We start from the raw sequence: 12,026 nt of genomic DNA on the forward strand, positions 1-12,026 counted from the left end.
GCGGATGGAGACGGTTGGACGGTTTCGTTCCCGGCCATGAACGCCGGGGACGTTCATCGATCGAACGAGCCATGCCCGATGGCCGAATATTCATCGCAAATCCTGCAATCGACTGGTCATCGCCACAAGACCGTCCTAGATGGTCTGCCCATGGGCAGGACCGACCTTCGCAGAACGGCGCTATGAGCCTGGCGACCCGCAAGGCGCAGGCACGCGAGCGCGCAAGGGCGGTGCGAGCGACCCTGTCGGCCGATCCGAAGGATTTCGTGCGGCACTGGCCGGGACTGGAACCGTCGGCCGTGATTGCCGGATACTGGCCGATCAACAGCGAAGTGGATGTGCGTCCTCTGCTCGAAAAGCTCGCCGCCACGCACCGCATCGTGCTGCCGGTCACGCCGCGCGACCGGTTGCATCTGTCATTCCGGCGCTGGACGCCGGGCGCGGCCATGGAAGCCGGGCCGTTCGGCACGCAGCATCCGGTCGGCGCGCTGGGCGACGGCGCCGATCCGCTCGTGCCCGATGTGGTCATGGTGCCGTTGCTGGCGTTCACGCGGCGCGGCGACCGGCTGGGGTATGGCGGCGGCTACTACGATGCGACACTGGCGGAACTGAAAGCGGGCAATCCCGGCCTGCGCAGCGTCGGCGTCGCCTTTTCCGGCCAGATGGTCAACGCCTTGCCGCTGGAAGAGACGGATATGGCGCTCGACCATGTGTTGACCGAAAACGGGCTGCTGACGACCCGGCTCTGAACGCTATTCTTCGTCCCTGATCCGGCGCAGCGCCTCGTTCAGGCCGCGCTTGGCCGAGCCGGGCGCAAGCGGTTTCTGCTGGCTTTCGTGCGGCGCCCAGCCGGTCATCCAGACGATTTCCCAACTCAACGGCATGGGCTCGCCGGGCGCGGGCCTGAGCCTGTCCTCGAGCGTCCGTGCCAATCCGGGCACATGGGAACGCACCCGATCGTTCAGCGCATTGGTCAACCCCAGATCGCGCAGGTCGCCCGCCAGCGTGGCGAGTTCGCGGTAGCGCACGGTGAACCGGTCGCTGTCCGTCACCGGAATGGCCAGCCCGGCATGGCCGAGCAGTTGCGCGGCCGCCCGCACCTCGATCATCGGATGGATGCGCGGCGCGGGCGAACCGAGCGCGTCCGTATCCACGGCGTAGAGCGCTTGTCGCAACTCCGTCAGGCTGGTGCCGCCGATCAGCGCGGCGACGAACAAGCCGTCCGGGGCCAGCATGGCGCGCACGCCCTGCATCCATCCGCCGACCGCATTGACCGATTGCAGGTGCAGCAGGCTGATGACCAGATCATGGTCCGTCCCGCCAGGGTCTTCGCGCCAGTCGAGCGCGCCGATCTTGCCAGGCGGTAGCGTATCCATGACGGCGTCCCGCCAGTCGAAGGGCCCGACCAGGCAGGCGCGGGCGAAGTTCCGGTTCACGTCCTGCAACCGCTCGGACAGGTCCTCCAGACAGCGTTGCAGCAGGAAGGGGCGCTCGCCGGTCGCGGCTTGGCGCCGCCGCGCCCGGGCGACGCGCTGCGCCTGGGCGGTCGCGTCGAACAGGGCGGTCGGCGTGGCTTGTGCGCGGGACATGGTCGGGCGATAGTCCGCGCGTGGCGGGCTTGCAATCACGACTGGCGGAGATGGGACGATGGGTCGTCGATACGGTTTTGCCGCCGACCGACGACACGGACCTGTTCACGCAGCTGACATTCCTGGACGAGCCGTGCTGTGCGTCGTGCGGCTATCCGTTCGATCACGAAGTCACGGGCCTTGCGGGCATCAGCGCCTTCGACCTGCTCTGCGCGGCCTGCCTGGCCCGGCGCCCGGCCTATGCGACGGCCCGCTCGGCGCTGCAATATGACGACGCGTCGCGCTCGCTCGTGCTGGCGTTCAAGCATGGCGGGCACACGGACCGGCTGCACACATTCGCCGCGCAGATGCACCGCGCCGGACGGGTCGCGCTGGCCCATGCGGATCTGATCGTGCCGGTCCCGCTGCACCGGACCCGGCTGGTCAAACGGCGTTACAACCAGTCGGCCCTGCTGGCCCGCGCCCTGTCGCGCCGGTGCGGCGTGCCGATGGACGCGCACATGCTGCTGCGCCCGCGCAAAACGCCGAGCCAGGGCGGTCTGTCGGCGGCCGGTCGGCGGCGCAATGTCCAGGGTGCGTTCGAGGTCGCACGGCCCGAGGCGGTCGCCGGGCGGCGGCTCGTCCTGGTGGACGACGTCATGACGACCGGGGCGACGCTGGAAGCCTGCACCCGGACCTTGAAGCGCGCCGGTGCGGCGCGCGTCGATGCGCTGTGCCTGGCGCGCGTTGTAAAGCCGCTCCCGGCTCCTTAAGTCCGCACCACATTCCTCCGTCCACAAAGGGTCTTCCATGGCTGCCAAAGTCGAAATGTATTCCAAGATGTTCTGTCCCTACTGCATCCGCGCCAAGGCGCTGCTGGAGAAGAAGGGCGTGGAGATCATCGATATCCCGGCCGCGGCCGACAAGACCAAACGCGCAGAGATGAACCAGCGGTCGAACGGCCGGAACACCTTCCCGCAGATTTTCATCAATGGCGAGCATGTCGGCGGGTCGGACGATCTGGCCGCGCTGGAGCGCGCGGGCAAGCTCGACGCCCTGCTGGCTGGCTAGGGCAGGCTTCGCCTTGAAGGCCGCCCTGCTCCAGCTGACGTCCGGCACCGATCCGGCGGAGAACTTCGCGGCGGTCGCCGCGATGGTGCGCGACACGGACGCGGCCTTCGTGCTGAGCCCGGAAATGACTCCGCTGCTGCAGAAGGACGCGGACGCGCTGCAGGCGGCCGTGCGGCCCGAAGACGAAACCATCGCGCCCTACCGCGACCTGGCGCGCGACCGGGACATCCATTTCCTGCTCGGCTCGGCCGCGATCCGGCGCGAGGACGGACGCATCGCCAACCGCTCGGTCCTGATCGACCCGGACGGGGCGGTGATCGCCCGCTATGACAAGATCCACCTGTTCGAAGCAGCGCTGCCCGGAGGCGAGAGCTACCGGGAAAGCGATGCCTACGCCCCCGGTGATGCACCGGTCACGACATCGGTCGGCGGGCTGAAGCTCGGCCTGTCCATCTGCTACGATGTGCGCTTCCCGTCACTTTATATCGGCTACGCCTTGGACGGGGTGGACATGATCGCCGTGCCGTCCGCGTTCACGCGCGCGACCGGCAAGGCGCACTGGGAAACGCTGCTGCGTGCCCGGGCGATCGAAAGCGGAGCCTGGGTGCTGGCGCCCGCGCAGGCGGGATCCCATGCGGATGGCCGCCGGACCTGGGGCCGCACGATGGCCGTAGCGCCCTGGGGCGAGGTGGCGGGCGTGCTGGATCACGACCGGCCCGGCCCGCTGAAGGTGGACATTGATCCGAAAGCCGTAGGCGATGCCCGCGCGCGCATCCCGGCCTGGCGGCAGCGGTGATCAAATACGACCTGACCTGCGCGCACGGCCATGCCTTCGAAGGCTGGTTCGCCTCGATGGGCGATTATGACGACCAGAAGGAATCCGGCCTGCTGAGTTGCCCGGAATGCGGATCCGGGTCGGTCGAGAAGGCCATCATGGCGCCGGCCGTGCGCTCATCCGGTCGACGTGCCGCCATCGCCGCGGCGATCCGCAGCGAAATCGCGCAGAACTGCGACGATGTCGGCAAGAACTTCGCGCAGGAAGCCCGCGCCATGCATGAGGGCGAAAAGCCCGCCCGCGGCATCTACGGCCAAGCGACGGCGCGGCAGGCGCGCGACATGCTGGCGGACGGCATTCCGGCCTTGCCGCTCCCGGCCGCGCTCGATCCGAAACGGGCCAAGGACAAACTGAACTAAGTTACGCGACCGCGCAGGTCTTGATGTTGCAGAAGGCGAGCAAGCCTTCGCGCGCCAGCTCCCGGCCGTATCCGCTATGCTTGATGCCGCCGAAGGGCAGACGTGGATCGGACGAGGTCATGGCGTTGACGAAGGTCGATCCGGCCTCGATTTCGTCGAAGGCGCGCTCGATTTCCGCTTCGTCCTGCGTGAAGATGGACGATCCCAGCCCGAAGTCGGAATCGTTGGCCAGTGCGATCGCCGCATCAAGACCGTCCACCTCGAACAGCATGGCGACGGGGCCGAACAGTTCCTGGGCATAGGCGTCCATGTCGGACGTAATGCCTTCGAGTATGCCCGGCTGGAAATAGCTGCCATCCCGGTCGAGCGGCACGGCGCCGGTCAGGCGGCGCGCGCCTTGCGCCACGGCGCGCTCGATCTGCTCCGACAACTCCGTCGCGGCGTCCGCGCTCACCAACGGGCCGATATCGGTGTCCGCATCCATCGGATCACCGACGCTCAACGCCTCGAACGCGCTCTGCAGGCGGTCGCGAAACGCGTCGTAAACATCGGCATGGACGATGAAGCGCTTGGCGGCGATGCAGCTCTGGCCGTTATTCTTGGTGCGGGACGCCACGGCCGTTTCCACGGCGGCGTCCAGATCGGCGCTCGGCATGACGATGAAGGCGTCCGATCCACCCAGCTCCAGCAGAGTCGGCTTGATCTCGCTGCCGCAGATCGCCGCGACCGACGCCCCGGCCGGTTCGCTGCCGGTCAGGGTGGCGGCGCGCACGCGCGGATCGCGCAGGACGCGCTCCACCTTGGATCCGCCGATCAGCAACGTCTGGAACGCGCCGTTGGGAAAGCCCGCCCGTTCGAACAGGTCTTGCAGCGCCAATGCGCATTGCGGCACGTTGGACGCGTGTTTCAACAGGCCGGTATTGCCCGCCATCAGGGCCGGGGCGGCAAAGCGCACCACCTGCCAGAACGGATAGTTCCAGGGCATGACGGCCAGCACGGGCCCGAGCGGCAGGATGCGGCGGAAACTGCGCGCCCGCTCCGTCGGGACCGGTTCGTCGGCCAGAATGTCGGCCGCATTGTCCGCATAGTAGCGGCAGGCGCGGGCGCACTTGCGCGCTTCGGCTTCGGCCTGGACGAGCGGCTTGCCCATTTCCACCGTCATGAGGCGTCCGAACAGGGACGCGTCCGCCTCCAGAATGTCGGCCGCCTTGTTCATCCAGGCGGCGCGCTCGGCGATGGACGTCTGCTTGAGGCGCTCGAACGCGACGACCGACCGGGCGATCGCCAGATCGACGTCCGCGTCCGTATGCGGCCGATACGTCTCTTCGACGCGGCCGGTGGCGGGGTTCGTCGTGGCGATCATGAAGGACTCCGAAAGCGGGTGTGGCGGCACAAGGGGAACTCTAAGGCATACGCGCCCGGCTGGCTGCAAGTTTCTAGGCCACAGAGCCGAAAGCCGGAAGACCCGAAAGGTTTGCGAAAGCTTTCCGACATAGAGGCTGCCGGTACCGCAACGGTCCCGTCGGATCATGGACGGGAACAATGGCGCGCTACAGCGCCAATCATGGTCGTTCCGTTAACGATATGTTTTCATCCGTCATAAAGTTCTGTGCGCCATTCTGTGCATGCCGGTCCCGATACCGGCATGGCAGAAAGGAGCTGTTTCATGGCTTCGTTACCCATCACTCCGTCAAGGACGGACACCGCAACCGCGTCCAAAACGGCCCACACCGCCTTGCGCGATCCCTTCGACCTGTCGGCCGCCGCATCGGCGACGCCGAAGGACACGCCGCTGGACGCGGCCCTGTCGCAAGTCCGGCCGGTCATCGAACGGCTGGACGGCGCGAAGGACGTACCCGACGCGCTTGAGGCGGAAGAACCCGACGAAAAGGACCGCGCCCTGCAGGCCAGCGAAGCCTACCGCACCTTGCGCGAACCCGATATGGCGCTGACCCCGGTCGGCATCGTCTAAACCATTGCGGATTTCAGGTCCGCGTCCGGATCCGACAGTGTCGCCTTGTCGAGCGTCCGGCCCTTGGACAGGGCCATCTTGGCCAGCATGAAATCGCGCGGGGCGTTCACCGCATCGACGGCGAGCAGCGTTTCGCCCTTGAAATAATAGGCGGCGAAGCTGCGCGATGTTTCCGGATCGCCGCGCACCACTATGTCGTCATGACCGTCCGACAGGCCCGCAATCTGAAGCTTCAGATCGAACTGGTCCGACCAGAACCAGGGCAGGGCGTCATAGGGCTTGGCCGCGCCGGTGATATGGCGGGCGACGGTCTTGGCCTGCTCGGTCGCGTTGGGCACCGATTCGAGCCGGACATCGCGGTCGTAGAAGTCGTTATGGTGCCAGGACACGTCGCCGATGGCGTAGATGTCCGGGTCCGTCGTCTGGCAATATTCGTTCACCGCGATGCCGTCGCCAATATCCAGCCCGGCGAATTCGGCCAGTTCGATATTCGGGAGGACCCCGATGCCGATGACGATCATGTGCGCGTCCCAGGACCGGTCGCAGGACGTGCGCACGCTGAGCGTGTCGCCGTTGGCGACGATGGAGGACGCGATGCAGCTCTCGATGATCTCCACCCCTTCTTCGGTATGGACGCGGCGGTAGAAGTCGCTCATCCGTTCCGAGGTCACGCGCTGCAGGATGCGCGGCTGGGCTTCCAGCAACGTCACCGCCATGCCGCGCTGGCGCAAGGAGGCCGCCGTCTCCAGCCCGATATAGCCGCCGCCGATGATGACGGCGCGCTTTCCGGGACGCACGCGCGCGCGGATCGCATCCACATCGGCGGTGTTGCGCAGGTAGAAGACATTGGGCAGGTCCGCGCCCTCGATCGGCAGCGGGCGCGCCCGCGCGCCTGTCGCCAGGATCAGATTGTCGTAAAGCAGCGCATCGCCGTCTTCGGTCTGCACGGTCTTGTTGGCGCGGTCGATCGCCCCGGCGCGCACCCCCAGCCGCAGCGCGATATCGTGTTCCGAATAACTTTCGGCCGGGCGCAGCAGGATGTCGGCCTCATCGCGGTCGCCGGACAGATAGTCCTTGGACAGAGGCGGGCGGTGGTAGGGGGCGACCTCTTCCTCGCCCAGCAGCGTGATGCGTCCGCCATAGCCCGCCTGGCGCAGGCTGACGGCGGCTTGCGATCCGGCGTGAGAGGCGCCGATGATGAGCGTGTGCGGTTCGGGCATGGGCGGGTCTCTAGCAGGGCTATCCCGTGCTAACAAAGGAATGACTTTTCCGTTCCGCTTGCGCATGGGTCGGCGACAGTCGGCCGGGGCCGCGATAGGAAAGACGGATGAACGCACTCAGACAACGGATTCGCGACCGATCGCGGCAGACGACGGCGGATTTGCCGGACGCGTCGCGCCTGACCGACCCGGTCTTGCGCGATGACATACAGGACCGGGCGCGCACGCTCGTCAGGCATCTGCGCGAGGATTCCAAGCCGGGCCTGATGGAGCTGATGCTGGCCGAATACGGCCTGTCCACAGACGAGGGCATCGCGCTGATGTGCCTGGCCGAAGCCTTGCTGCGCGTGCCGGACAGCGAGACGATGGACGACTTGATCGAGGACAAGATCGCGCCCTCGCAATGGGGCCGCCATCTGGGCCGGAGCTCCAGCCCGCTGATCAACAGCTCGACCTGGGCGCTGATGATGACCGGCCGGGTTCTCGATGACGGTGCGCCGGTCAAGACCACGCTGCGCGGCATGATCAAGCGGCTGGGCGAACCGGTCATCCGCCGCGCCGTGCGCGAAGCGATGAAGGTGATGGGTCGCCAATTCGTGCTGGGCGAGACCATCCAGGGCGCGATCCGGCGCTCGTCGGGCAAGTATCGTTACAGCTACGACATGCTCGGCGAGGCGGCGATGAGTATGCCGGATGCGGATCATTATTTCGGCGATTACGCGGACGCGATCCGGACGCTGGCCGCGCGCTGCAATTCGGACGACATTGCCGACAATCCCGGCATTTCCGTCAAGTTGTCGGCGCTGCATCCGCGCTACGACGCATTCCAACGCGACCGCGTGATGGACGAATTGCTGCCGCGCGTAGCCGAGCTGGCGAAGATGGCGGCCGACGCACGGATGGGTTTCAACATCGATGCCGAAGAGTCCGAACGGCTGGAGTTGAACCTGGACATCGTCGAAGCGCTGGCGCGCGATCCCCTGTTGGAAGGCTGGGACGGGCTCGGTCTGGTCGTGCAGGCCTACGGGCCGCGTAGCCCGGCCGTGATCGACTGGGTCGCCGCACTTGCGGAGGATACGGGCCGCCGCCTGATGGTGCGCCTGGTCAAGGGCGCCTATTGGGACACGGAAGTCAAGCGCGCTCAGGTCATGGGGCTGGACCGCTATCCCGTCTTCGAAACCAAGGCCGATACGGACCGGAACTACATTCTGTGCGCCGAGAAGCTGCTGGCCGCGCGGCCGGCGCTCTATCCGCAATTCGCCACGCATAACGCCCACACGGTCGCCGCCGTGCTGGAACTGGCCCGCAACCAGGATGGCCAGAGTCAGCATGGCTACGAATTCCAGCGCCTGCACGGCATGGGCGAGGCGCTGCATGCCTATCTGCGCGAAAAACTGGACAAGCCCGTGCGTATCTACGCGCCGGTCGGCGAACATGAGGATCTGCTGGCCTATCTCGTCCGCCGCCTGCTCGAAAACGGCGCGAACAGTTCCTTCGTGGCCAAGGTGACGGACAAGGATGTCGGGATCGACGAGATCATCGCCGACCCGTTCGAGGATCGTCATGCTTCGATGCTGCCCGCTCCACGCGACACGACGGAGCCGCATGAAAACAGCCGCGGCTACGACCTACGCGATCTGATGACGGTGGAGCGTATGCTGGGCCTCTCCCATACGTCGTCCCCGGCAGTGAATGCCGGGGACGAGAGTGATGTGACGCGTGAGAGCTTCCGCACGCATCGTTGGGACTTCGGATCGGGCGTGGACATCACCGATCCGGCCCGCCCCGACGAGGTCGTCGGCACGGTCGCTTTCGCCGATGCGGTCGCCACGACCGAGGCCATCGCCCGCGCCGAACCCTGGTCCGCCGCCGCCGCCGAACGCGCGCGTGTCCTGACCGCCGCCGCCGACGCGATGGAAGCCGCGGCCCCCGAACTGCTCGCCCTGCTGGCGCGCGAAGCCGGGAAGACGGCCGAAGACGCCATCGCCGAGTTGCGCGAGGCGGCCGACTTCCTGCGCTATTACGCGACCTTCGCCGACGATGCGGACGAACCGCTCGGCACGGTGTCCGCCATCGCGCCGTGGAACTTCCCGCTGGCCATTTTCGTCGGCGAAGTGGCCGGGCCGCTGGCGGCAGGCAATGCGGTCATCGCCAAGCCGGCGGAGTCGACGCCGCTGATCGCGATGCGCGCGACGCAGATCCTGCACGAGGCCGGCGTGCCGGAGACCGCGTTGCAGACCCTGCCGGGCGAAGGCGCGGTGGTCGGGGCGGCGCTGACGTCCGATCCGCGCGTCGACGGGGTGGTCTTCACCGGTTCGACGGCCACGGCCATGGCGATCCATCGCAGCGTGGCGCGCCATCTGGCGCCCGAAGCGCCGCTGGTCGCGGAAACCGGCGGGATCAATGCCATGATCGTGGACAGCACCGCGCTGCCCGAACAGGCGGTGGCCGATATTCTCGCATCCAGTTTCCAGAGTGCGGGCCAGCGCTGCTCGGCGCTCAGAGTGCTGTTCGTGCAGTCCGACATCTACGATCCGTTCGTGCGGCTGCTGAAGGACGCTATGGCGGAACTTCGCCTCGGCGATCCCTGGTCGCTGTCGACCGATGTCGGCCCCGTCATCGACGACCGGGCGCGACGAGGCCTGCTCGACTATATCGCCGAACACGATCCGCTGTTCCAGCTGGACGGGCCCGCACAGGGCCTGTTCGTCCCGCCGACCCTGATCGAAGTGGACGGCTATGAGGACGTTACCCGCGAAGTCTTCGGTCCCGTCCTGCATGTCACGCGTTTCGACGCGGAAGATATTCCGTCCATCATCGAGGCCGTGAACGCGCGCGACTATTCGCTGACCTTCGGTCTGCACACGCGCATCGACGGCCGGGTGGAGGAGACCAAGCGCGCCCTTCGCGTCGGCAACATCTACATCAATCGCAACCAGATCGGCGCCGTCGTGGGTGTGCAGCCCTTTGGCGGCTCGGCCCTGTCCGGGACGGGTCCGAAGGCGGGCGGTCCCGACTATGTGGAGCGTTTCACGAAGCAGGACGTGCGCCGCGTGGATATCCCGGAAGCGCCCACGCCGGATCCGCAGGCCGTCATCGACGCGGCGCCGCCTGCACGGCTCGACCCGCTTTCCACGACGGAGCTTCCCGGGCCGACGGGCGAGGACAACCAGCTCTCCGTTTATGCCAAGGGCAAGGTGCTGTGTCTGGGCCCGGGCGAGGCGGCCCGGGCGGCGCAGGCCGAACTGGCGCAGAGCTACGGCAACAGCGCGGTGCTGCTGGCTGCCGATCCCGGGTCGCTGCGCACGCTGGACGGTTTCGCCGTCGCGATGCATTGGGGCACGCAGGACGAACAGCGTGCCTGCCGCGTGGCGCTATCGGAACGCGACGGCCCGATCCTGCCGCTGATCGTCTCGGACGACCCGCTGATGCTGGTGCGCGAAGAGCATGTCTGCATCGACACGACGGCGTCCGGCGGCAATGCGCAGCTGCTGGCCGCGGCGGAGTAGCGTTCAGATGTCGTAATCGTCCGGCCGGTAGCCCGGATCGGGATAGTGCAGATCCATGTCCTCTAAGGCTTGGTGGACGATCTGCGCGATCAGGGCGTTGCGGGTTTTCTTGTCGTCGGACGGAATGACGTACCAGGGCGCATGCTCGGTCGAGGTGCGCCGCACCATCGTCTCGTAGGCGTCCATATAGTCGTCCCACAAGGCGCGGTCGTCCAGATCGCCCGGATTGAACTTCCAGCGCTTGCCCGGATCCTCCAGACGGGCGCGCAAGCGTTCGCCCTGTACGTCTCGGCTGATATGCAGCATGAATTTCAGGATCGTCGTGCCGGTCTCCGCCAATAGCCGTTCGAAGTCGTTGATCTGGCCGTATCGCTGCTCGACCGTTTCGGCGTCCGCGATCTCCCGGACCTTGACGACCAGAACATCCTCGTAATGGCTGCGATTGAACACGGCGATTTCGCCCTGGCCCGGGACGACCTTGTGCACGCGCCAGAGGAAATCGTGCGCCAGTTCCGGCTTGGTCGGCGCCTTGAAGGGCGCGACGCGCACATTGAGCGGCGGCGTCTGCCGGAACAGCGCCTTGGTCGTGCCGTTCTTTCCAGCCGTATCGATGCCCTGCAGCACGATCAGCAATTTCGGCTCCGACAGGGCGTAGAGCTTGTGCGCCAATTCCGCGATGTCCTCGCCGCAACTGCGCGCCACCGCTTTGGCTTCGCTGCGGCTCTCGAAGGCGTCCATGGCGGTCGGCCGGTCGGATAGATCGAAGGGCTGGCCGGGCACGGCGAGGAAGGGGCTGTCAGGATGCGGCATGGAAGGTCCTTGGATGACGGATCGTTCCGCGCTACCACATCGCCATGCGCGCCGTCATCCTGCCCCTTCTCTTCAGTGCCGCAGTCCCGCTATTCGCCGCCTGCGGCGAAACCGCCTCCGCGCCGGACCCTATCAGCGCGGGCTCGGCGTTCGAGACGAATTATGCAGTCGTGGCGGCAGAAAGCCATCTGCGCTTCACCACGACCCAAGAGGGCGAAGCTTTCACGGGCGAATTCTCCGATTTCGATGCCGACATCGCCTTCGACCCGGCCGCGCCGGAGACGTCTCGCGTCGTCGTGCGCGTTCCGCTGGCATCGTTCGAAGGCGGTTCGACCGACCGCGACAGCACGGCGCCCAGCGCCGTCTGGCTCGACGCGCGAAACTTCCCGGTCGCAATGTTCGAGACGGATGCGATCCGCGCCGACGGAGGTCAATTCGTCGCCGACGGCACGCTCACCCTCAAAGGTCGGAGCCTGCCGCTCTCTTTCCCATTCACGCTCGAAGAAACCGGCGACCGCGCCGTCATGACCGCGACCGTCCCGCTCGACCGGACCCGCTGGAACATCGGCGCGGACCCATGGAATACGGACGAACATGTCGGGCGCGAGGTGCGGCTGGACATCCGGGTGGTGGCTGATCGGTCGAAGCAGGAATGACTTTCTTCCTCGGGCAGAGGCAAGAT

The 12,026-nt window shown here is 66.8% G+C and carries 12 protein-coding genes; 8 read left to right on the forward strand and 4 right to left on the reverse strand.

The features are described from left to right. Window positions 1–182 precede the first annotated feature (182 nt). Window positions 183–749, forward strand: coding sequence for a 5-formyltetrahydrofolate cyclo-ligase (locus tag Q0718_RS07530; RefSeq protein ID WP_298915808.1), 567 nt, complete (start codon window positions 183–185; stop codon window positions 747–749). 3 nt (window positions 750–752) lie between these two features. Here the strand turns inward: Q0718_RS07530 and Q0718_RS07535 are convergent, their stop codons facing one another. Further along, complete coding sequence (locus tag Q0718_RS07535; protein ID WP_298915810.1) at window positions 753–1,589, reverse strand: hypothetical protein; 837 nt, start codon at window positions 1,587–1,589, stop codon at window positions 753–755. Window positions 1,590–1,639: 50 nt separating this feature from the next. Between Q0718_RS07535 and Q0718_RS07540 the strand changes: the two genes are divergently transcribed. From Q0718_RS07540 to Q0718_RS07555, 4 genes are read left to right on the forward strand one after another with little or no spacing between them, the layout of a single operon-like run. Further along, the gene (locus Q0718_RS07540) at window positions 1,640–2,341 is read left to right on the forward strand and encodes a ComF family protein (protein ID WP_298915813.1); all 702 of its coding nucleotides are present in this window, start codon (window positions 1,640–1,642) and stop codon (window positions 2,339–2,341) included. A gap of 37 nt (window positions 2,342–2,378) precedes the next feature. Next, complete coding sequence (grxC, locus tag Q0718_RS07545) at window positions 2,379–2,639, forward strand: glutaredoxin 3 (protein ID WP_298915815.1); 261 nt, start codon at window positions 2,379–2,381, stop codon at window positions 2,637–2,639. Between the two features lie 13 nt (window positions 2,640–2,652). Next, the gene (locus Q0718_RS07550) at window positions 2,653–3,435 is read left to right on the forward strand and encodes a carbon-nitrogen hydrolase family protein (RefSeq protein WP_298915818.1); all 783 of its coding nucleotides are present in this window, start codon (window positions 2,653–2,655) and stop codon (window positions 3,433–3,435) included. Beyond that, on the forward strand, window positions 3,432–3,833 hold the full coding sequence (locus Q0718_RS07555) for a DUF1178 family protein (protein ID WP_298915821.1): 402 nt from the start codon (window positions 3,432–3,434) through the stop codon (window positions 3,831–3,833). The genes Q0718_RS07550 and Q0718_RS07555 overlap by 4 nt, the downstream gene beginning before the upstream one ends. 1 nt (window position 3,834) lies before the next feature. Here Q0718_RS07555 and Q0718_RS07560 read toward each other — a convergent pair whose 3' ends face one another. Continuing rightward, a complete protein-coding gene (locus Q0718_RS07560; protein WP_298915824.1) occupies window positions 3,835–5,196 on the reverse strand; it encodes an NAD-dependent succinate-semialdehyde dehydrogenase in 1,362 nt (453 codons plus the stop codon). A 303-nt stretch (window positions 5,197–5,499) separates the two neighbouring features. On the opposite strand from Q0718_RS07560, the gene Q0718_RS07565 reads away from it, so the two are divergent. Further along, window positions 5,500–5,805 carry a hypothetical protein gene (locus tag Q0718_RS07565; RefSeq protein ID WP_298915827.1) on the forward strand — a complete coding sequence of 102 codons (306 nt, stop codon included), beginning with the start codon at window positions 5,500–5,502 and terminating at the stop codon, window positions 5,803–5,805. Here Q0718_RS07565 and Q0718_RS07570 read toward each other — a convergent pair. Continuing rightward, entirely contained in the window at window positions 5,802–7,025 is a 1,224-nt protein-coding gene (locus Q0718_RS07570) for an FAD-dependent oxidoreductase (protein WP_298915830.1), read from the reverse strand. The two genes, Q0718_RS07565 and Q0718_RS07570, sit on opposite strands and share 4 nt — an antisense overlap. A gap of 107 nt (window positions 7,026–7,132) precedes the next feature. Here Q0718_RS07570 and putA point away from each other — a divergent pair, with 107 nt between their 5' ends. Then, the gene (putA, locus tag Q0718_RS07575) at window positions 7,133–10,534 is read left to right on the forward strand and encodes a bifunctional proline dehydrogenase/L-glutamate gamma-semialdehyde dehydrogenase PutA (protein ID WP_298915832.1); all 3,402 of its coding nucleotides are present in this window, start codon (window positions 7,133–7,135) and stop codon (window positions 10,532–10,534) included. 3 nt (window positions 10,535–10,537) lie between these two features. Here putA and Q0718_RS07580 read toward each other — a convergent pair whose 3' ends face one another. Further along, window positions 10,538–11,344 carry a PPK2 family polyphosphate kinase gene (locus Q0718_RS07580; protein WP_298915834.1) on the reverse strand — a complete coding sequence of 269 codons (807 nt, stop codon included), beginning with the start codon at window positions 11,342–11,344 and terminating at the stop codon, window positions 10,538–10,540. Window positions 11,345–11,388: 44 nt separating this feature from the next. Here Q0718_RS07580 and Q0718_RS07585 point away from each other — a divergent pair, with 44 nt between their 5' ends. Then, window positions 11,389–12,000, forward strand: coding sequence for a YceI family protein (locus tag Q0718_RS07585; protein WP_298915836.1), 612 nt, complete (start codon window positions 11,389–11,391; stop codon window positions 11,998–12,000). The last annotated feature ends 26 nt before the right edge of the window (window positions 12,001–12,026 follow it).

The sequence above is a fragment of the uncultured Algimonas sp. genome, assembly GCF_947498175.1.
GTDB lineage: Bacteria > Pseudomonadota > Alphaproteobacteria > Caulobacterales > Maricaulaceae > Litorimonas.